Source organism: Leeia speluncae, assembly GCF_020564625.1.
Classification (GTDB): Bacteria; Pseudomonadota; Gammaproteobacteria; order Burkholderiales; family Leeiaceae; genus Leeia; species Leeia speluncae.
Window position 1 is genome coordinate 583,018 of sequence record NZ_JAJBZT010000001.1, and the last position, 18,945, is coordinate 601,962.

The following is an 18,945-nucleotide window of genomic DNA, read 5'->3' on the forward strand; positions in this document are numbered from 1 at the left end:
CGGTTAGCGCGGTTGGTTTATTGTGTTTTTCGCTAGGCATAGGTCTTCCCATGCTTTTGCTTTGTCTGGCAGATTTCGTAATAGGTAGGCAGGGTGGTAAGTCACGATGACTGGAATGCCATGAGATTCGTGAACTTTACCTCTAAGACTACTTAAGGTTGTTTCTTGAGCTAACAAGGTGTTTGCTGCAAATTTTCCTAATGCCACTATTTGTTTAGGTGCAATGAGATCAATTTGGCGTTTTAAAAATGGACGACAAGCATTTACTTCTTCTGGCAGCGGGTCTCTATTGTTTGGTGGACGGCATTTCAAGACATTTGCAATATATACTTGCTCGCCACGTCTTAAGCCTGTGGCAAGCAGCATATTGTCTAGTAATTTACCTGCAGTACCAACAAACGGTTCGCCTTGTTTGTCTTCCTCTGCCCCTGGTGCTTCGCCAATAAATAACCAGTCTGCCGTTTCATCTCCGACGCCAGGAACCGTTTGCGTTCTAGACTCGCATAAGGAACAGGCGCGGCAAGCCCTAATATCCTGATACAGTTTGTCCCAATTGTCTGTTTCAGGTTTGTTACTGACGGTTAAGTTTTGTAAATCTTCCGCCGGTTGTAGGGTTGGTGTTTCTGAGATTGGCGTAACAGGAGCCTTAGGCGTATTAGGTGCTGGGGTGTTACTAGGTTTACTGCCCCCTCTTGCCGCCGCTAAGGCGGCAGCAAGCCCAGCTTTTGCAGTAGCGGATGGCGCTGCTTTCGTATTGGATGTAAACGCTGGTGGTGTGTACGAGTGCTCATGGTCTGGAGGATGTGTGTTTGTACGCTCTTCAGATGAGGTGTGCACAACCGCTGTTACGTTGCTTGAAAGTGGAATGCTTTGATCAATATCTGTCGCTGGGGCTGGCGTCTCTTTGGGAATCCAAAGTGGCCAAAGCCCCATCGCTTTTAGAAACTGTTCATCAAACACTTGCATTAATCATGGCTTTCTATGGCTAACGACATACAGATAGCTGCTTCTCTTCCATTGTGAGAGGGGTAGTAATTTTTTCTAATACCATCTGTTTGAAAGCCCATTCGCTCGTAGAGTTTTTTCGCGCGAATATTACTTTCTCTAAGTTCTAAAAAAACTTTCGAGCAGCGTTTGTTTTCAATGGCTTTCAAGATGGCGGTAAACCACTGTTTTCCATAGCCTTGCGATTGATACTCTGCTGCAACGGCAAAGTTTAACAAGCTAGCTTCATCTAAAACAATTTGAAAAACCGCTAAAGCAATTAATTGCTCGTGCTCAACCCAGCCGAGAACCAGATCATGGTGTTCAAATGAACCTTCGTACTGGGTTCTTAGCCACGGCCAATCACCAGCTGCTGCATCTAATTCGATTAGCGCGTCTAACCATTTTGGTGTGAGTGGCAAAGCAACTGCTGGTGCTGTCATTTTGCTTCACGTTCTTTGGTAGTAAGTGCGACTTTGTCACGCAAGTAAACCAAACCAGATTCTTTTGCATCTGTTACAAGCCCTGCTTCAAGGTCTTTTGCAGCGATTTTGGCAAATGCGCGTGCATGCGGTAACTGATGTGTTTGAATCAGTGTCGATGTTGACAGTAGCTGCGGCTGAAATTTGTCTTGGTAGGCAAAAAAGCCATTTCCAACTAAGTGCACCCCGGCTTTCGGTGGGGAAATCTCTTCTGGATTGGCTAGTCTATCGGCTTCTAGATTTGAGAGCGTAGCATTTTCTAGCTGGTACAAGCCGGTATAGACTTGTCCCATTCTGGCATCTAGGCAGACTAGAATTTCGCCATCGGTTTCAACTGCTGCGGCCATTGCTTTCAAAGTTGAAATACCAAGTAAGGGGATATTGAGCGCAAAACCTAAGCCTTGAGCAATCCCACATCCAACGCGTAACCCTGTAAAAGCACCAGGACCAACTGGATATGCCACGCCATCTAACTCGGCTGGATCGACCGCAGCACTTGCCATTAATTCTTGAATCATTGGCAAGATAAGCGATGAGTGTTGTTCACCAGGTGGTTCGGTTCTTTCTACAATGTTTCCATCTAGCCATAAGGCTAGTGATAGTTGCTCGGTAGAAGTATCAATGGCTAGTATTTTCATAGGCAACATTATACTTGAAGCTGTCTGAATCTTCTCTATGCGTTAGGTAGAAATTTAGGTGGCTAAGAGAGAATAAAAGGGATGTTCTCGAACGGTTTTCCTAGCACCTTGGTTGGTGAGGTTTGCCACCATTGCGATAACACCGTGGCGTAAATTTGTCTAAAATCGATATTAGCGACGAGATTTCCGTTGTCGAGTTGGGCTAACGAAGGTGTATTGCCATAGAAACCACCTTTTACTCGGCCACCTAAAGCAAAATGTACGTTTGCTGTGCCATGATCGGTACCGCCGCTTTGGTTTTCTTTGACCCTGCGGCCAAATTCCGCGTAGGTAAGGATGAGCGTGTCATCCCATCTATTCTGTTGTTTCATCTCTTCGCTAAATGCTGTAATCCCTTCGGCAAACTCTTGTAAGAGTCGCTTTTGTCGGCTGAGTTGATTGGTGTGTGTATCAAAACCGCTAAGAGAGACCCTTGCAATATTGATTTCACTGCCACCTGCTAAATAGCTTGCAAGTAATTTCAAATCATTACCAAAGGTTGAGTTCGGGAAGTTGGTGGCGACGTCTTGTTTACGCAAACCATATTTTGCTTGGTTTAACTCGGCACTGACGGCATTAAGATGTGCTAAGGCATCATTTTTCGAAGATGACGCCGGTTGTATCATTGTTGGTTGTTCATCTAAGGTTTCTAACTTAAGGTTTTTGGAAATCACCAAGGCGTTAGATTTTCCGGCAAATGGTCCTAAGGTGTCCGTGCCAAAAATTAAGCCATCTGCAATTTGGTTAAATTGTTTCCCGTTGGTTTGAACAAATCGACTTAACCATCCTTCTTGCAAATATTGATTACTATTGGATGCCGTGTCCCAAATATCGATAGACCTAAAATGAGAGAAATTTGGCGCTGGATACCCCACTCCTTGTAATAGGGCGAGTTGTTTGGTGTCCCACTGCGGTAGAAGAGCAGAAAGGGAATGGTGTAACGCTAGACTATCTGATACGGGTAACAGCGTATCTGCGGATAAGCTGATTGTTGGTCTGGCTGAAAAATACAGGGGATCTTTGTAGGGGACGAGGGTGTTTAAACCATCATTCCCGCCTTTGAGTTCAATCAGCAAGAATAAAGACTTTTTCGGGGCGGCTTTCGCAAACGCAGGCAGCCCCATCGAACCCGCTGAAATTGCTAATGCACTACTTAGTTGAAGAAAATGTCTTCTGTCCATTTTCTACTCCTTATTTCAGTTGAAAAGCGGGTTGACTAAATAGATCTGCAAAGTTGGTTATCACCGGCTGATTGCTGCTTTCTGCGAGAGATAAATACGCTGTCGTTAGGGGCAAATCTTTAGGTAAAAGATTGAGACAACTTTTCACCGATACTTTGCTGTGAGTTTTATCTTTTTTACCTGCGGCATAGGTTTGCAGCCATTGGTTACGCAAGGTGAGGGTATTACTATTTATCCAAGTGTTACCGCCGGGCCAACCTTTGACATTTGGCGGCTCCATTAATTTTTCGCCCCAACTGGCCGTTGTATTCACTAACTGCTCATAGTTCACTGATTCTGGTGGGCAAAGCCGAATGGTGCTTACCGCTAAATCAATAGGGGATTTAATCTGCGTGCCTCGATTATCTTTTGCCCAGAACGCAGGGGATAACAAAATGGAACGAACCAAGGGTTTAATTTCGTAATTGCTTGCAAATGATTTGGCTAACTGGTTTCTGGTTTTATCATCTAGTTTCGTTGAAATGAAGTGTTGCCACAGACGAGAGGTAATCCAACTAGCGGTTTCTGGTTTAGATAAAATGAGATCAATTGCCTCATCTCCACTCCAATTTCCTTGTTGCCCAAAAATCGTTTTCTCATCACGATTCATTTGTTTGGGGTTTTCAACAAACTCACCGGTTTCACGGTCAATCGTCCAGCCAGTAAAGGCTTTTGCTAGGTTTTGGATATCGGATTCCGTGTAATGACCTTCTCCCATGGTGTATAGCTCTAATAGCTCACGGGCAAAGTTCTCATTTGGCTTATTCTTTTTGCTGCGCGCGCCATCTAAATATTCCAGCATGGCAGGGTCTTTGGCGATGGCATGTAGTAGCGCTGCAAAATTGCCTAACGATGCTTTTCGAAGCAACTCATTTTGTGCATACATTAAACGAGGTTCTTTTACCTTATCAACGCCAGAAGTAAAGTGGCCATGCCAAAATAGGGTCATGTTTTCTGTGAGAGGGTTTGGCGTCTCGATCATTCTCTCCATCCACCAAGCCTGTAATGATCGGGCATTTCCTCTAACTTTGGCAGCTAGTGCACGTTTGTCTTGTTCGGAGAGATCTTTGATGTCACTTTTTGAAACAAATGCCAGTACATCGGAGGAGGGCGGCGGAAAATTATCTGCTTGATTCGCATTAAGAAGCGTATCAACTGCCGTTTCTTTCTCTAATTTTGCGATTGATTGGATTTCAGCATAGGTGGGGCTGCCAAATCCTGTTCTAGATAACAGGTGCTTGGCGTCTTCAAATCCAAGTGGTGCGGCAAATACACAAATTGACTTAAAGGTCAGGAAAAAACCAATCAATAACTGTGTTTTTTGCTTAGTTCTGAATCTTTGATGTGATAGCATTTTCACCCTCAAATCAGATTAGAATGATTAAGTTAGCTTAACATGATAAACGCATGAAACTGCGGATAAATGACAACCTTTCCTGTTGCAAACTTCTTTCATTTGTAAATTCTTGTATCCAGCGTTCGGAAAATAATGGCCAAAACTAAATCCATCTATGTATGTACTGAATGTGGCGGCACCTTGCCAAAGTGGCAAGGACAATGTCCTCATTGCCAAGCTTGGAATACATTACAAGAAACTGTGGTGGATACTGGCCCTACACGTTTTAAATCATTAGCTAATACCAGCGAACTACAATCGTTAGAGTCTGTTGAAGCGCTAGATATCCCTAGGCACCCAACCGGATTAGGCGAATTTGATCGTGTTTTAGGTGGTGGTTTGGTCGATGGGGCGGTGATCTTAATTGGTGGTGATCCGGGGATTGGTAAATCTACCTTGCTGCTGCAAACCCTATGCTCCGTGACGGATCGGATGCAGGTGATATATGTATCTGGTGAAGAGTCGGCAGAACAAATTGCATTAAGAGCCAAACGTCTGAATGTGCAATCTAAGGGAGTGCAGCTATTAGCTGAAATTCAACTAGAAAAGATCCTCGCGACGCTTGAAAAACATCGTCCACAATTAGCGGTGATTGATTCTATCCAAACCATTTATTCCGAAGCATTAGGTTCTGCTCCGGGAAGTGTCGGACAAGTAAGAGAGTGTTCTGCGCAATTAACCCGATTTGCAAAGCAAAGCGGTACGACTATTATTTTAGTAGGGCATGTAACCAAAGAAGGTTCATTGGCTGGTCCGCGTGTGTTAGAGCATATTGTGGATACGGTGCTATATTTTGAAGGGGATACGCATTCTAGTTTTAGATTGATTCGTGCCTTTAAAAACCGTTTTGGTGCGGTGAATGAACTAGGCGTCTTTGCCATGACAGAAAAAGGCCTACGAGGGGTAAGCAACCCATCTGCCTTATTTTTATCTGGCCATGAATCACCGGTTGCTGGTAGTTGCGTCTTAGTCACCCAAGAAGGAACCAGACCATTATTAGTCGAAGTGCAGTCTTTAGTGGAAGACGCACACGGGTTTAACCCAAAACGCCTAGCAAATGGGATGGAGCAAAATCGCTTGGCCATGCTATTAGCTGTCTTGCATCGTTTTGGTGGTTTGGGGCTTTTTGATCAGGATATTTTTCTAAATGCCGTCGGTGGCGTCAAAATATCTGAGCCAGCCGCAGATTTAGCTATTTTAGCTGCAATTATTTCTTCTTTTAAAAACCGACCATTAAAAGAAAAACTGGTTGTGTTTGGTGAAGTGGGGCTAGCTGGTGAGATACGACCCGTGCAAAGAGGGCAGGAGCGTTTAAAAGAAGCGGCTAAACTAGGTTTTCATGTCGCGATTGTTCCTGCTGCAAATGCGCCAAAGCAACCGATTGATGGACTAACTATCCATGCTGTATCTAGAATTGAACAAGCATTAGATTACTTTTTTGATTAATGTAAACTGAACCGGCAGTCATTACGTTATCAACTTTTAAAGCAGAGTGGTTTACAATAGCTTTGAAGAAAATACTGAAATAAATCAGCATAGTGTCTGACTAATCTGTGATTAGCACGTCAATGCTCGTTTAGATGAAATAAATACATTGCCAGTACGTTGATGAAGTATTAAAAAGACGCTTCGTATTGGATGACTTACGCAGAGAATGGCCAGATGTCTGAAGTGAAACACAAAGTCCTCATTGTGGATGATAACGCGACGAATCGTCAGGTATTGCTGTTTCTGTTAAAACAATACGCGGATGATGTTGAAGTAGCAGTGAATGGCGTTGAGGCAGTTGAAAAGGCTGAACAATCCCAATTTGACCTGATTGTGATGGATTGTCACATGCCAGTCATGGATGGCTTAGATGCATGTCGGCTGATACGAGCAAATGAAATACGAACAGGTGCTACACCAAGCAAAATTGTTGCATTAACTGCTTATGGTAGCCCAGAAAATCGAAAAGACTGCCTAGAAGCCGGCATGAATGATTTCTATGTTAAACCAGTTAGCAAGGGAATGGTGCAGCAGTGGTTTGGCCCTGCTGAAGCAGCGAAAAAAGAAACTGAAACGCTTATCCCAAATGAAGAGCGTGTGCCTAAACATCCGGGTGATTTAGCTGCAATTGAAGAGGCGATCTTGCAGCAATTATCTACGCTTGGTTTGAGTGTGAAAACCGTTGCTGCCGCTGCTACTTTGTTGATTCATCAGTTACCGGATTCTTGCGCAAAATTGCATGGTGCTTTTGCGGCAAAAGATCGTATCGCCGTTCAACGAATTGCGCATACTTTAAAAGGATCGGTCGGAACACTAACAGCACATCAACCGTTTCAAGCATGTTTAGCTTTAGATATGCTGGCAAAGCGTGAAGATGCTAGCTGGTCTGAAATGTCGGTTCAGTTGGCAGAGATAGAGCGTTGGCGCCCTGCATTTATTGCGGCGACAGAAAACCTATTAATGCGTTCTGGGTTCACCATCAACTAATATTGCGGATCTACTTACTCAAGAAGGCGTTGATGTTAGCTAACTTGGTTAACGCCTTTCAATAATCTCTCCCGCTTTAGGGATTTTCTCTATGTTCCAATGGCTAATCGCCCAATCAATTAGTGAACTGAGTGAATCAAACTCGCTGATTGCAGGTGGTGCTTGATTCAGCAAGTCTAAAACTTGATGCCATGTTATCAGTGGATTTTCATCGGTAACTGGTGTGGCAAGGTTTTGCTTGCTGAGCTTTTGCCCACTAGAAGAGACGATAATAGGAAGGTGGCTATACATTGGCGTTGTAAAGCCCAAGGCAGTTTGTAATTGCATTTGCCTTGGGGTGGAATGGATAAGATCTATTCCCCGAACAATATGCGTCACCCCTGCTTGATGATCATCCGCGACAACAGCGAGTTGATAAGCGACCAAACCATCTGCTCTAAATAAAACAAAATCCCCTAGTGACTTTGCAATATCGTAATGTTGTGTGCCTTGAATTTGATCTTCAAAAGAGATCTCTGCTCCTTCCATAGCGAAACGCCATGCTCGCACTTGGCTGACGGTTTGTTGCCGGCATGTTCCTGGATAGACTGGTCCTTCTACCCCTGCATGCGCGATTTCTGCAATCTCTTTTCTTGAGCATTGGCAGCCATAGGCACGATGTTTGTCTTTTAATTGGGATAACAATTGTTGGTAATAAGCCGTCTGCTGGTGCTGGTAGACGACCTCTCCATCCCAATGCAAACCATATGCGTCTAAGATGCTTAAAATCTGATTAGTTGCTCCAGGCATGACGCGGGGAGTATCAATATCTTCAATGCGGAGAAGCCATTTGCCCAGATTCGCCTTTGCATCTAAATAGCTAGCAATGGCAGTAAAGAGCGAACCAAAGTGAAGTGGACCAGTAGGAGAGGGGGCAAAGCGGCCTATATAAGTCATGGATACAGAGATCTTAAATGATACGCGTATTATAACGCTCCGTTTTCATACGCTATAGAAAAATGAATGCCCACAAAAAATTACTTGCAGTCCTTAAATTTTATCAATGATAATGTCATTTAAATTGAATGGGTGTGAGTAATGAATATGCAAGTTAAGATCGGTAGAATGGCTTTCTTATGGATGCTACTAGCGGCAACTAGTGTGCATGCGTTGGTGATTGAGACGCCAACAAATGGATGGAACCATTCGGGTTTAACAGATGGTACGAATACCGAAAAAGCCGCCTATCCGTATTCCCCTATTTACCGTGGTATTCAATCAGAACGCACCATGATCCAAGGACGGCTTCGTAGCGCAGGAAAAAATCGTCAGCCCGGCAAGCTAATTGTAAATGGTAACCCTATGGTGCTGTATTCAGATAAAGAAGGTTACTACGCCCGCCCATATGCATTTGGTAAAGGTTCTAATAGCATTGAAGTAAGAGATGCACAGGGTAGTAAGCGTGTGCAGTTTTATGAGGCGAATCCAAATAAACAAAACGCAGACATTCGAATAATTACCGCTTGGGATGACAGCCAAGCCGAATTAGATATGCATGTCATTACCCCTGATGGGCAACACGCCTTTTTTGCAAATCCAGTATTAGATGGTGGTGGCGGTTTGGACGTGGATAGCGTCGATGGTGCTGGACCTGAAATGTTCTCTGTGACGGCAGCGAAGCATGGTGCTTATCATGTGTATATCAATTACTGGGGAAATTTTGGCAATGGCGGTTATCACTTTAATGAATCTACCCGCCAAAAACCAATGATTACGACCACCATTACCATTATTACTTATGAAAATACACTAAAGGAAAAGCGTGAAACGTTTATCGTCCCCGTTCGGAAAATAGGGGAGCTTACGTTAGTAAAATCGATGGTTTTTTAAGCGAATAGTGAATGGAGAATTATTGGAAAGTGTATTTCCTTTAATAGGCAGTGTTTATTACATCCAACAGAAACTGTTTTTTTCACATGAATCCCATTAGTTTTGGTATTCATCAAATGTAATTTTCACTTGCCCTTTGCTTATTGATCCACTTTAGCACTGATGTAATGGAAGAGAGTACGAATGACATTTATCGCTAATGTTGCCTCTGCCTCGCTGAGCAATGAGTCGTTTGGGTGAGCAACCGTGGCATTATTTCTTATTGTATTGATAGCATCAATGACAGTCCCAAAACCATTTAAAATTCGAACTATCTCATTGTCTCTGGTACCTAAGTGCTGAAAAGACAGATGTGATGAGCGAAGTTTTTTAAACAACGTCGTAATTGAGGCACCTTCTAAGTCAGGGATACCTGCTTCAGTACACAGTGCCCGTATGTAACCATGTAATGCGGTGTGTAGCCGATCAACACAGCTAATTGGCCCACTAGTTTTTAAAAGACTGTCCGCATCTGCTAGTGCTCGCTCCACAACTTCAGTAGCCAAAAGGGATTTAGTAAGAACTGTTGGGACATGATCAACATTCGCACCTAGCTCAAAAAGCAAGTCTGGAGCATCTCGTTGAAGTATTCTGTTAACCTTTGTGTTGTCAATAATTACCTGAATAGCATCAGGGTTATGCATAGACAAATACTTGAGGACTTGGAAAATACTTGCGCCGTAATCTTCATCCCCGAAGTGCAAACTTCTTAGAAGTCGATTGTGTGACTGAATATACTCATGTTCTCCTGTTTGGTAGCCAATCTCAATCCAGTCACTTTCCGTGAATTCTGAATGTACTGCGCGTTGAAGCGCTAGAATTAACTTACCTTCAAATTTTGAGTCCAAAAGGAAATTGATAAGTGCCATATGATCATGTTGTTATAAAAAGACGAAAAAACGTTCAATTTCGTGAAAGTAGAATTTTTGGACAGAAAGTTAGCAACTACAAATGGATAATTCCATATATGCTGTCAGGCGGTCAATGCTCTTGATTTTATCCCTATTAAAGTAAATTGTGGTTACTCACTCACAATATCGGCCGTGAAAGCGAGAACGTTTCATTTGTATAACAGTAATCATCTCCAGCCAACTTTCCGACGGTACGTTGCTGCGGCCCTGTTAGTAGCGGATCATCAGATTGAGTTTGCGAGGTGCTGATATGGATGACTTCTAGCAGCATCATTTTCCCTGCGCCTGGTTCTTGGCCAAATTCTAATACTTCTTTTAACCTGCATTCGAATCTAACCGGTGAGGCGAAGAGGCTTGATGCTTTTACGGTTTGGCTTTCGATGGTTTCAATCTTTAATTCATCAATTTCGCTGACTTCATACGGGTAGTCTGCACAAGTCTGGTTCATGATTTCAACTGATGCTTCGGTCACAATATTGACGACACACTCTTTGGTGGCTCTTAGATTGATAAGCGTATCTTTCTCTTTTTTATCTCTTGGGTTGACTTGTATGACGCTCAAAATGGGTGGGTTGACGCTGGCAACGGTAAAAAAAGAAAATGGTGCGAGATTGGTTTTTCCGTTTGGGCTAATCGTACTCACCCAAGCGATTGGGCGAGGAGTGATTGCAGTCGTCATGATTTTATAGAGTAGTTGCTGGTTAAATGCTGGTGCAAAATAGTCCATGCTGTTGCCTTTTATGATGATTGTGCGTTATTCCACATCCATTGATCCCAAGGTGGGGTTGCTCCTAGAGATTGGTGGAGATATTCGACCAATGCCCTTGCTTTGGCGGGTAAGTGTCTTCTACTGGTGTATACCGCGTATAACTGAAAGCCTTCGATTGGATAATCTAGCAAAATGGGCGTTAACTCTCCATTTTTTAGCGCATTTCCAACTGAAAAAGTAGGCTCCATGATAATGCCTTCCCCACGAATGGCGGCTTGGCGAAGTAGGTCGCCATTATTGGCTTGGAATGGGCCTTTTACTTTGACTTTAATCGGGTGCTTATCTTCTAAATAGTGCCAAACGTCGGATTGATCACTGTTGGTATAAATGAGGCAGGCGTGATTCGCTAGTTCATTTGGATGTTTGGGGGTTCCGTATTTAGCTAAATAAGCGGCAGATGCACAGGTAATCATCTGAATATTGGCTAATTTTCTTGCAATTAGATTGGGTGCGAGTTGTCTTGTGATTCGAATAGCAAGATCACAGCCTTCTTCGATTAGGTCGATCGTTCTATCGGATAGCTGCACTTCTAATTGTAAATCTGGGTGCTGTGTTTGAAATTGGCCAAGCAGATGAGAGAGGTGATTTACCCCAAAAGTAACCGGCGCATTAAGGCGCAATAGGCCAGATAGCTGTTGTGTTTCTATACGCGCAGCGCATTCTGCTTCATCAATATCCTGAATTATCTGGTAACACCGCTCTAGGTAGGCTCGGCCAGATTCAGTGAGGTTGATTTTGCGGGTTGTGCGCTGTAGTAGGCGAGTGCCCAGGTGTTCTTCTAAATCGCCAATGATTCTAGAGGTGGTTGTCGTCGAAATGTCTAGCTGTTCGGATGCTTTGGCAAAGCTACCTGCTTCAACCACCCGGACGTATACCCGCATACCTAATAGCACATCCATATTTGCCTCTATTATCCCGAAATTCGGGGTAAATAATTAATTGTTTCCATATTTATCATCATAATCAAAACAATCATACTTCGTCCATACCGCTGAAGAGAAGAAATGCTTCAGACCTAACATGAATGACTGAAAGGAATTGAAAATGATTGATACTCGCACCGCTCCTTATGCCGCTTTTGTTTTAAGACTAGCCCTTGGTACGATGTTTATTGCACACGCCTTGCTTAAAATAATGGTGTTTACGTTACCAGGTACCGCACAATTTTTTGCATCAGTCGGTTTTCCTGGCTGGTTGGCTTACCCAACCGCTTTTGCAGAATTAGGTGGTGGTCTTTTACTGATTGTGGGTGTTTACCCTCGCTTGGTGGCTGGCGCTTTGATTCCGCTGCTAATTGGTGCAACCACGGTTCACTTGGGTAATGGTTGGTCTTTTACTAATGCAAATGGTGGTTGGGAATACCCTGTTTTCTTGGTGGCTGCCGCACTTGTGCAATTACTGATTGGCGATGGTGCGTTTGCGCTAAAACCAACGACTCGTAAAGCGAAATAATTGAATAGTTAAATCGGTGGTGAAGATATGCTTCGCCACCGATCCAATAACAGAAAAGCGAGTACACCATGTCTAACCGTTTACCTGTCTACTTTATTTCTCATGGTTCACCAATGTTGGCATTAGGCGCTGGAAGATTTGGTGATGCTTGGGCAAAAATTACAGAAGAAATTGAAACACCAAAAGCCATTTTAATGATCTCTGCCCATTGGACGACGGTAGCCCCTGTGGTGAGTGCGGCAGAAAAACCAGAAACAATTCATGACTTTGGTGGCTTTCCCCGCGCCCTGTTTGAAGTGCAATACCCAACTGTTGGTGCGCCGTGGTTGGCGGAACGAGTGGCGGATTTACTTCAGTCTGCCAATTGGCCGGTGGCGATTCACCCCGATCGTGGTTTAGATCATGGTGCTTGGGTACCTTTACAAGAAATGTACCCAATGGGTGAAATACCGGTGGCGCAATTGTCGATTCAACCAAGACAAGACCCTGCTTACCATTATCGTCTTGGTAAATTATTAGCACCGCTCCGTGAAGAGGGCGTGTTAATTTTGGCTTCCGGCAGCATTACGCATAACTTGGGTGATATTCACTGGCACCGTGATCATGACGATAACTTTAGCGAAGCATGGGCGACCGAGTTCCAAAGTTGGGTATCTGATCAGTTGTTAGCTGGCCAAACAGATGCGATGTTGCAGTACCGTGCGAATGCGCCGCATGCACATTATGCACATCCGCATGATGATCACTTTATGCCTTTGTATGTGACGATGGGGGCAGGGGATGGCGAACAGGTGGATCGACTATTTGATGGGACGATGCTCGGTACGCTAGCGATGGATGTCTATCGCTTTGGTGGTGTGAATTAACTAGTTATATGTGAGAAACCCCATATCGCTTTAACACTTAGCGATATGGGGTTTTGTTGTTTTAGCGGTTAGTTTTCAGTCAAAGTCGAAAATCTCCCCCCAGAAACCTTCTTTTTTCTTTTTATAGCCTTGCTGCTGGCCATATTGATGATGATCATCTTTTTTGTAGTGGTGAGATTCCGTATGCCTTACTGGTTCTGGTTGGCGGTTTGGTACTGGTGAGGCGGTTGAAGAAGAATGGCCAAATCCCTGATTATTTGTTTGACCAACACTTCGTTCAATAATCTTATCTAGTTCACCTCTATCTAACCAGACGCCTCTGCAATCTGGGCAGTAGTCAATTTCTATTCCTTGGCGATCCGCCATCACTAACTTTGTGTCTTTGCAGTTTGGACAAAGCATCTGTTTTACCTCTCACAGTTTGGAAATTAAAATTCTTCACGAACCTGTAGTTCTTCTGTTTGGCGGTTACGTCTTTTCTTTAGCCTTCTGCTGACATCTACCCGCCAAATGAGTTGTACTAAGAAGTAACCTACGGTGCCAATGGTGGCGGCTAGCACCAATAAACCAACGACAAATGGCCAGCCTAAATGCCCAAACCAAGATAAAACCTCCTCACACCATGTCAGTATATGCCAATTGGTGAGGGCAGGGAAATCTGGCACAGTAGATAAAGAAGAAGGTAAAAACGTGGTACCAATTTTTAGCGCCAACAAGTAAAGCGGCACAATCGTGATTGGATTGCTGTAAAAGGTAAACGCAACTGAAACCGGTAAATTCACCCGGAAAATAAGGGCAAATAGAATCGCGCTAATGACTTGGAAGGGGCCAGGAATAAGGCCAGCAAAAGCACCAACAAACACCCCCCCACCGACGCTATGCGGTGCTAGTCGCCACAGTGCTCTGGCGGTAATTAAAGGGGCAATTGGTTTTAGCCAACGGTTATGGATTAACCATTTCCGGGTGGGTAACAACCAACGTGATAGGTACTTCCTTGGCATCTAAGTGATCATCCTTACTGGTATCTCACTTAGATGTTTGAAATGCGAACTAGTTTCTTATTCCGGAGAACAATCGTTTGAAAACGGGGCAGAGCATTGATTTTTCAGCAGTTTATCTAGTAGCTCTTTTAACTGGATTAGATCGTGAGCAGGTAAATCTAGCGTGGTCATGATCTGGTATGGAACATCTTTCGCTTGTTCTTTAATCGAACGGCCGCTGCTGGTGAGTAAGATGCGTACTTCACGTTCATTTTCTGCACGGCGCTGGCGGATAACATAGCCGCTTTGCTCAAGACGCTTTAACAGTGGGGTAAGTGTGCCGGAATCTAAGGCTAGGCGTTCACCAATTTGCTTTACGGTTAGATCATCTTTTTCCCAAAGAACAAGCATTACCAAATACTGAGGGTAGGTGAGTTCTAGTTCGCTGAGAATTGGTTGGTAACTACGAATTAATGCGCGAGATGCAGCATACAAGCGAAAGCAGAGCTGTGAATCGAGTTTTAACAAGTCTTCATTCGCCATGAGAGCGGCCCTTCAATATAGTAACGGCAAACCTGAATTGTACGTAGGCTTGCCGTTTTCAGGCAACAACGAAAAATTAGATAATTTCAATTGTGACGTCTAAATTGCCTCTGGTTGCATGAGAGTATGGACAAACGACTTCATGCGCATAAGTAGCTAACTCTGTTGCAACTGATTTGTCAAAATCGGGTAAAGAAACTTTTAAAGCGACTGTCAGGCCAAAACCACCTGCTGCGCGAGGACCAACACCAACGATGGCAGTTACAAAGGCGCTTTCTAATTTAATGCCGCGTTCTCTTGCCACAAAACGAATGGCAGATTCGAAGCATGCTGCATAGCCACCTGCAAATAATTGTTCTGGATTGGTGGCATCGCCGCCAGGGCCGCCTAAACCTTTAGGTAGTGCAAGTTTAAGATCTAATTTGCCATCATCAGAAATAACTCGTCCTTCACGTCCACCGGTTGCGGTGACACTGGCTGTATAGAGTGTTTGAATGCTCATGTTTTCATCCTGGTAATAAATGATTGAGGGATGGGTGATCAGTCCATGAGTGAAACATATCAAACAATCAAATTGTGTGCAATATATTTGTATAATAAAATATTGATATAAATATTTTTGGTGGTGGATAAATGACTTGCTGGCAGGATGTGGAAGTACCGTGATTGTTCAATCACGGTCTTTATATAAAAGTGTGGTGTTTGAGTTACTGTGCAGGCTTTGCGCTGGCTGTTGTTCCGTCAGGTAAAGGATTTAATTTGTCTTTAAAAGATTGAAATGATGCTAGCTGAGCGTCTGATAAATTGGCGCGAGGAATCCAATAAACAGTGTAGCTCGGCTGATTCGACCAGAAACTGCCAGTGTGAACGCCTGTTGCGTATTCAATGTAAACCCGTGTGCGTGTCTCTCCTATGAGCGTAGCCCAGTTTGCGGTGTTTGTTCCTGATGCCGCTTTTAAGAGCATTTGGATGTCTGTTGCATTTGCTTCTGCAAATTCTTCGGCTCCTACCGAGTAGGATAGAAGTAGTGATGAACATAACAAAGTAGAAAAGAAGATGCTTTTTTTCATAAGATTTTAAAATTAATTATGACAAATGATAGTTTATGTTAAGTGAGTATCGCCGTTTCTGTAAATAAGTACGCAGTATTTTTCTAGGAAAAGCTGGTAACTGAGGCGCTAAAAAGAAAAGCCCCTATTGATTAGATAGGGGCAGGTAAGTGTTTTATACGTATAAATTAAGCGGGTTTTTTTACTCTAAACCAAGCCGCATAAAGTGCGGGTAAGAAGAGTAGGGTAAGCACGGTGGCAACTAGCAAGCCGCCCATGATGGCAAATGCCATTGGCCCCCAAAAGATACTTCTAGTCAGCGGAATCATTGCTAAGATGGCGGCAAGTGCAGTTAGCATGATTGGCCTAAATCGCCTAACAGTCGATTCAATAATGGCTTGCCACGGGGTGCTACCATCTTTGATATCTTGTTCGATCTGATCTACCAATATCACTGAATTACGCATAATCATCCCCGCGAGGGCAATCACACCTAAGTTGGCGACAAAACCAAATGGTTGTTGGAAGACAAGCAATACCAAGGTAACGCCAATTAAGCCTAATGGGGCAGTGAGAAGCACCAAGAAGGTTCTAGAGAAGCTTCTTAATTGCAGCATGAGCAGCGTGACGACAACAAACAGCATCAGCGGCATGACGGCTGCAATCGAATCTTGTGATTCGCCACTACTTTCTTTACTACCGCCAAGCTCTATCCGATAACCCGTTGGGAAGGTCTTTTCTAACGCACGTAGTTTTGGCTCTATTTCGTCAGACACATCTGGTGCTTGCAGACCATCTGCAATATCTGCTCTGACGGTAATCTCTGGCATGCGGTTTCGGCGCCAGATTGTGCCATCCTCAAACCCTAAGCTCACCGTTGCGACTTGCGATAAGGGCACGGTTTTGCCCGATAGGGTGGTGATCGGCATATTTTCTAGCGTGGCAGGGTCTTTTACTTCTGCTGGGTTTAGCCTTGCGGTAATCGCAATGCTTTGATCTCCTTCACGATATTGCGCTAAGGCTTCCCCTGAAAGCATCAAGTTTAAGACGCGGCTAATTTCGGATGTCGATGCCCCAATGGCGCGTGCTTTGTCTTGATCTACCTTGACCTGAATGACTTTTGCCTGGCCGTTAATATCCAAATTCACATGGCGGGTGTTTGGATTCGCCCGCATGATGTCGGCCATCTGGAAGGCAAAACGGCGTACTTTTTGTTGGTCTGGGCCAATCACTCTAAATTGGACGGGATACCCAACCGGTGGCCCGTTTTCTAGACGAATTGCACGTGCTCGAACAGATGGCATCCGTGTTTCAAATAGATGATTCAGTTGCTGTAGCAGTGCCTCTCTATCTGCTAATGATTTGGTCATGATCATTAGTTGTGCGTAGTTTGCACTAAAGAGTTCTTGGTTTAGTGGCAAATAGAAGCGTGGGCTGCCTTGACCAATGTAGGCGGTGATATTTTCGATGTGCGGATTATTTTTTAGCTGTGCTTGCAACTGGCTAGCTTGTGTTTCAGTTGCCAGCTGAGAGCTACCCTCCGGTAACCAAAGATCTACCATCACCTCTAGACGGTTGGAACTCGGGAAGAATTGCTTTGGCACATATTTAAAGCCCGCAATACTCAGTACAAATGCCGCTAACGTAATTAGCATCACGGTTTTACGGTACGTTAAGCACCATGCCAGCAGTTTTCTGAAACGTTGATAAAACGGTTTTTGATATACATCGGCATGATGCGCTTTTTTGCTTTCTGGTAAGAGCTTAAACCCAATGTAAGGTGTGAAAATGACGGCGACCAACCAAGAAATCACCAGTGCTAAACCAACCACAGCAAAGATACTAAAGGTATATTCGCCCGCTGCGGATTTGGCTAAGCCGACCGGTAGGAAGCCTGCTACGGTAATCAGCGTACCTGTTAGCATTGGGAATGCCGTCGCCGTATAGGCATAGGTTGCTGCAGCAATTTTGTCGTAACCTTGTTCTAGCTTCGATGCCATCATTTCGACAGCGATAATTGCATCGTCTACCAGCAGACCTAGCGCAATAATAAGCGCCCCTAATGAGATACGTTGTAGATCGATATTGAAGATGTACATCCCGATAAAGGTCATTGCCAATACCAGTGGAATAGACAGCGCAACTACAATCCCTTCGCGCATTCCGAGAGATATAAAACTAACAATCAGCACAATAGCAACGGCTTCGGCTAGTGACTTTAGAAATTCATCTACCGCGTTTTTAACTACTAATGGCTGATTGGAAACTTGGTGAATTTCTACGCCCAAAGGTAGTTGTGCAGATAGCTGATCTACCGTGGTTTTGAGTGATTGGCCCAGCTTAATTACGTCACCACCTTCTGTCATCGCGACTGCCAGTGCAATGCCTGGTTGGCCTTCAAATTGGAAACCATACGTTTTTGGGTTTTGATAACCACGATGAACTTTTGCAATATCGCTTAAGCGAATGGTTTTTCCATTGGCTGTAATGGGGCTATTGGCAACGCTTTCAACGCTGGTAAGGCTACCTGTTACTCGCAAATTCAGATGATCCATCCCCGATTCGATAAACCCAGCCGATTGCACACTATTTTGCTGGTTGAGCACGTTCGCAATCACTTGCGGATCAATCCCGAGCGTGGCAATTTTGCTGCTATCTAGATCAACATAAATGGTTTCTGGCTGGATACCAATGAGTTCTACTTTTTTTACGGATGGCACGCTAAGGATTTCTTGCCTTGCACGATCGGCAAATTTGCGCAGCTCTTCAATGGTGTAACCTTTGCCAGTAAAAGCATAAATAGAGCCGAATGTATCGCCAAATTCATCATTAAAAAATGGGCCTTGTACACCACTAGGCAGCGTGTAGCGAATGTCTCCAATATTACGTCTAACTTTGTACCAAACATCGGCCACTGCTTTGGGTGGGGTATCTCCACGAAGCTCGATGAAAGACAAGCTTTCACCCGGCTTTGCAAATGAACGCACATATTTGATGTATGGGGTTTCTTGAAGCTTACGTTCGATTTTGTCTAAGACTTGGTTTTGCATCTCATCTGGCGTTGCACCTGGCCAAATGGTACGCATAATCATGATTCGGAAGGTAAATTCGGGATCTTCTTTTTGGCCTAGTTTGCCGAAGGTTAAAAAACCGGCCAGCATGCAAACCAGCATAAAATAAAGAACAAGGGTTCTATTTTTTAAGGCAATGGCAGAAAGGTTAAAGCCGCTCAT

Annotated in this window: 20 protein-coding genes; 5 read left to right on the top strand and 15 right to left on the bottom strand. The window is 44.0% G+C overall.

What is annotated here, in order from left to right; genetic code table 11:
- Positions 1-3: 3 nt before the first annotated feature.
- From LIN78_RS02835 to LIN78_RS02855, 5 genes are all read right to left on the bottom strand, one after another.
- Positions 4-966: a uracil-DNA glycosylase gene (locus LIN78_RS02835; RefSeq protein ID WP_227178241.1), complete on the bottom strand. Its 963-nt coding sequence runs from the start codon at positions 964-966 to the stop codon at positions 4-6.
- Positions 966-1,427, bottom strand: coding sequence for a ribosomal protein S18-alanine N-acetyltransferase (gene rimI, locus LIN78_RS02840; RefSeq protein ID WP_227178243.1), 462 nt, complete (start codon positions 1,425-1,427; stop codon positions 966-968). Before rimI ends, LIN78_RS02835 begins: the two co-directional genes overlap by 1 nt.
- Entirely contained in the window at positions 1,424-2,104 is a 681-nt protein-coding gene (gene tsaB, locus LIN78_RS02845) for a tRNA (adenosine(37)-N6)-threonylcarbamoyltransferase complex dimerization subunit type 1 TsaB (protein ID WP_227178245.1), read from the bottom strand. Before tsaB ends, rimI begins: the two co-directional genes overlap by 4 nt.
- A gap of 62 nt (positions 2,105-2,166) precedes the next feature.
- Complete coding sequence (locus LIN78_RS02850; protein ID WP_227178247.1) at positions 2,167-3,324, bottom strand: DUF1501 domain-containing protein; 1,158 nt, start codon at positions 3,322-3,324, stop codon at positions 2,167-2,169.
- 10 nt (positions 3,325-3,334) lie between these two features.
- A complete protein-coding gene (locus LIN78_RS02855) occupies positions 3,335-4,717 on the bottom strand; it encodes a DUF1800 domain-containing protein (RefSeq protein ID WP_227178249.1) in 1,383 nt (460 codons plus the stop codon).
- Positions 4,718-4,852: 135 nt separating this feature from the next.
- Here LIN78_RS02855 and radA point away from each other — a divergent pair, with 135 nt between their 5' ends.
- Together radA and LIN78_RS02865 are read left to right on the top strand one after the other, a co-directional pair.
- Positions 4,853-6,205, top strand: coding sequence for a DNA repair protein RadA (gene radA / locus LIN78_RS02860; RefSeq protein ID WP_227178251.1), 1,353 nt, complete (start codon positions 4,853-4,855; stop codon positions 6,203-6,205).
- Positions 6,206-6,421: 216 nt separating this feature from the next.
- Positions 6,422-7,234 carry a response regulator gene (locus tag LIN78_RS02865; RefSeq protein WP_227178253.1) on the top strand — a complete coding sequence of 271 codons (813 nt, stop codon included), beginning with the start codon at positions 6,422-6,424 and terminating at the stop codon, positions 7,232-7,234.
- Positions 7,235-7,282: 48 nt separating this feature from the next.
- On the opposite strand, the gene gluQRS is transcribed toward LIN78_RS02865, so the two are convergent.
- On the bottom strand, positions 7,283-8,170 hold the full coding sequence (gene gluQRS / locus LIN78_RS02870; protein ID WP_227178255.1) for a tRNA glutamyl-Q(34) synthetase GluQRS: 888 nt from the start codon (positions 8,168-8,170) through the stop codon (positions 7,283-7,285).
- A 141-nt stretch (positions 8,171-8,311) separates the two neighbouring features.
- On the opposite strand from gluQRS, the gene LIN78_RS02875 reads away from it, so the two are divergent.
- The gene (locus tag LIN78_RS02875) at positions 8,312-9,103 is read left to right on the top strand and encodes a YfaP family protein (protein WP_227178257.1); all 792 of its coding nucleotides are present in this window, start codon (positions 8,312-8,314) and stop codon (positions 9,101-9,103) included.
- 140 nt (positions 9,104-9,243) lie between these two features.
- On the opposite strand, the gene LIN78_RS02880 is transcribed toward LIN78_RS02875, so the two are convergent.
- The 3 genes from LIN78_RS02880 to LIN78_RS02890 all read right to left on the bottom strand — a co-directional run bounded on the left by LIN78_RS02880 (position 9,244) and on the right by LIN78_RS02890 (position 11,721).
- Positions 9,244-10,011 carry an abortive infection family protein gene (locus tag LIN78_RS02880; protein WP_227178259.1) on the bottom strand — a complete coding sequence of 256 codons (768 nt, stop codon included), beginning with the start codon at positions 10,009-10,011 and terminating at the stop codon, positions 9,244-9,246.
- A gap of 160 nt (positions 10,012-10,171) precedes the next feature.
- Positions 10,172-10,780, bottom strand: coding sequence for a flavin reductase family protein (locus LIN78_RS02885; protein WP_227178261.1), 609 nt, complete (start codon positions 10,778-10,780; stop codon positions 10,172-10,174).
- A gap of 11 nt (positions 10,781-10,791) precedes the next feature.
- Positions 10,792-11,721 (bottom strand): LysR family transcriptional regulator, encoded by a 930-nt coding sequence (locus tag LIN78_RS02890; protein WP_227178263.1) that lies wholly within the window; start codon positions 11,719-11,721, stop codon positions 10,792-10,794.
- Between the two features lie 145 nt (positions 11,722-11,866).
- Between LIN78_RS02890 and LIN78_RS02895 the strand changes: the two genes are divergently transcribed.
- Positions 11,867-12,274, top strand: a complete 408-nt coding sequence (locus LIN78_RS02895; RefSeq protein ID WP_227178265.1) for a DoxX family protein — start codon at positions 11,867-11,869, stop codon at positions 12,272-12,274.
- Between the two features lie 68 nt (positions 12,275-12,342).
- Positions 12,343-13,140, top strand: coding sequence for a 4,5-DOPA-extradiol-dioxygenase (ygiD, locus tag LIN78_RS02900; protein WP_227178267.1), 798 nt, complete (start codon positions 12,343-12,345; stop codon positions 13,138-13,140).
- A 75-nt stretch (positions 13,141-13,215) separates the two neighbouring features.
- Here ygiD and LIN78_RS02905 read toward each other — a convergent pair whose 3' ends face one another.
- The 6 genes from LIN78_RS02905 to LIN78_RS02930 form a co-directional block, all read right to left on the bottom strand.
- The gene (locus tag LIN78_RS02905) at positions 13,216-13,542 is read right to left on the bottom strand and encodes a TFIIB-type zinc ribbon-containing protein (RefSeq protein ID WP_227178269.1); all 327 of its coding nucleotides are present in this window, start codon (positions 13,540-13,542) and stop codon (positions 13,216-13,218) included.
- A 26-nt stretch (positions 13,543-13,568) separates the two neighbouring features.
- Positions 13,569-14,141, bottom strand: a complete 573-nt coding sequence (locus LIN78_RS02910; protein WP_227178271.1) for a DUF2062 domain-containing protein — start codon at positions 14,139-14,141, stop codon at positions 13,569-13,571.
- Positions 14,142-14,198: 57 nt separating this feature from the next.
- Entirely contained in the window at positions 14,199-14,663 is a 465-nt protein-coding gene (locus LIN78_RS02915) for a MarR family winged helix-turn-helix transcriptional regulator (protein WP_227178273.1), read from the bottom strand.
- Positions 14,664-14,739: 76 nt separating this feature from the next.
- A complete protein-coding gene (locus LIN78_RS02920) occupies positions 14,740-15,165 on the bottom strand; it encodes an organic hydroperoxide resistance protein (protein ID WP_227178274.1) in 426 nt (141 codons plus the stop codon).
- A 205-nt stretch (positions 15,166-15,370) separates the two neighbouring features.
- Positions 15,371-15,733, bottom strand: a complete 363-nt coding sequence (locus LIN78_RS02925; protein WP_227178275.1) for a hypothetical protein — start codon at positions 15,731-15,733, stop codon at positions 15,371-15,373.
- Positions 15,734-15,900: 167 nt separating this feature from the next.
- A complete protein-coding gene (locus tag LIN78_RS02930) occupies positions 15,901-18,945 on the bottom strand; it encodes an efflux RND transporter permease subunit (protein ID WP_227178276.1) in 3,045 nt (1,014 codons plus the stop codon).

Excerpts from the sequence above, each read along its gene's own strand:
- LIN78_RS02835 (WP_227178241.1), bottom strand. The coding sequence starts at position 966 with ATGCAAGTGTTTGATGAACAGTTTCTAAAAGCGATGGGGCTTTGGCCA.
- rimI (WP_227178243.1), bottom strand. The coding sequence starts at position 1,427 with ATGACAGCACCAGCAGTTGCTTTGCCACTCACACCAAAATGGTTAGAC.
- tsaB (WP_227178245.1), bottom strand. The coding sequence starts at position 2,104 with ATGAAAATACTAGCCATTGATACTTCTACCGAGCAACTATCACTAGCC.
- LIN78_RS02850 (WP_227178247.1), bottom strand. The coding sequence starts at position 3,324 with ATGGACAGAAGACATTTTCTTCAACTAAGTAGTGCATTAGCAATTTCA.
- LIN78_RS02855 (WP_227178249.1), bottom strand. The coding sequence starts at position 4,717 with ATGCTATCACATCAAAGATTCAGAACTAAGCAAAAAACACAGTTATTG.
- radA (WP_227178251.1), top strand. The coding sequence starts at position 4,853 with ATGGCCAAAACTAAATCCATCTATGTATGTACTGAATGTGGCGGCACC.
- LIN78_RS02865 (WP_227178253.1), top strand. The coding sequence starts at position 6,422 with ATGTCTGAAGTGAAACACAAAGTCCTCATTGTGGATGATAACGCGACG.
- gluQRS (WP_227178255.1), bottom strand. The coding sequence starts at position 8,170 with ATGACTTATATAGGCCGCTTTGCCCCCTCTCCTACTGGTCCACTTCAC.
- LIN78_RS02875 (WP_227178257.1), top strand. The coding sequence starts at position 8,312 with ATGAATATGCAAGTTAAGATCGGTAGAATGGCTTTCTTATGGATGCTA.
- LIN78_RS02880 (WP_227178259.1), bottom strand. The coding sequence starts at position 10,011 with ATGGCACTTATCAATTTCCTTTTGGACTCAAAATTTGAAGGTAAGTTA.
- LIN78_RS02885 (WP_227178261.1), bottom strand. The coding sequence starts at position 10,780 with ATGGACTATTTTGCACCAGCATTTAACCAGCAACTACTCTATAAAATC.
- LIN78_RS02890 (WP_227178263.1), bottom strand. The coding sequence starts at position 11,721 with ATGGATGTGCTATTAGGTATGCGGGTATACGTCCGGGTGGTTGAAGCA.
- LIN78_RS02895 (WP_227178265.1), top strand. The coding sequence starts at position 11,867 with ATGATTGATACTCGCACCGCTCCTTATGCCGCTTTTGTTTTAAGACTA.
- ygiD (WP_227178267.1), top strand. The coding sequence starts at position 12,343 with ATGTCTAACCGTTTACCTGTCTACTTTATTTCTCATGGTTCACCAATG.
- LIN78_RS02905 (WP_227178269.1), bottom strand. The coding sequence starts at position 13,542 with ATGCTTTGTCCAAACTGCAAAGACACAAAGTTAGTGATGGCGGATCGC.
- LIN78_RS02910 (WP_227178271.1), bottom strand. The coding sequence starts at position 14,141 with ATGCCAAGGAAGTACCTATCACGTTGGTTGTTACCCACCCGGAAATGG.
- LIN78_RS02915 (WP_227178273.1), bottom strand. The coding sequence starts at position 14,663 with ATGGCGAATGAAGACTTGTTAAAACTCGATTCACAGCTCTGCTTTCGC.
- LIN78_RS02920 (WP_227178274.1), bottom strand. The coding sequence starts at position 15,165 with ATGAGCATTCAAACACTCTATACAGCCAGTGTCACCGCAACCGGTGGA.
- LIN78_RS02925 (WP_227178275.1), bottom strand. The coding sequence starts at position 15,733 with ATGAAAAAAAGCATCTTCTTTTCTACTTTGTTATGTTCATCACTACTT.
- LIN78_RS02930 (WP_227178276.1), bottom strand. The coding sequence starts at position 18,945 with ATGAGCGGCTTTAACCTTTCTGCCATTGCCTTAAAAAATAGAACCCTT.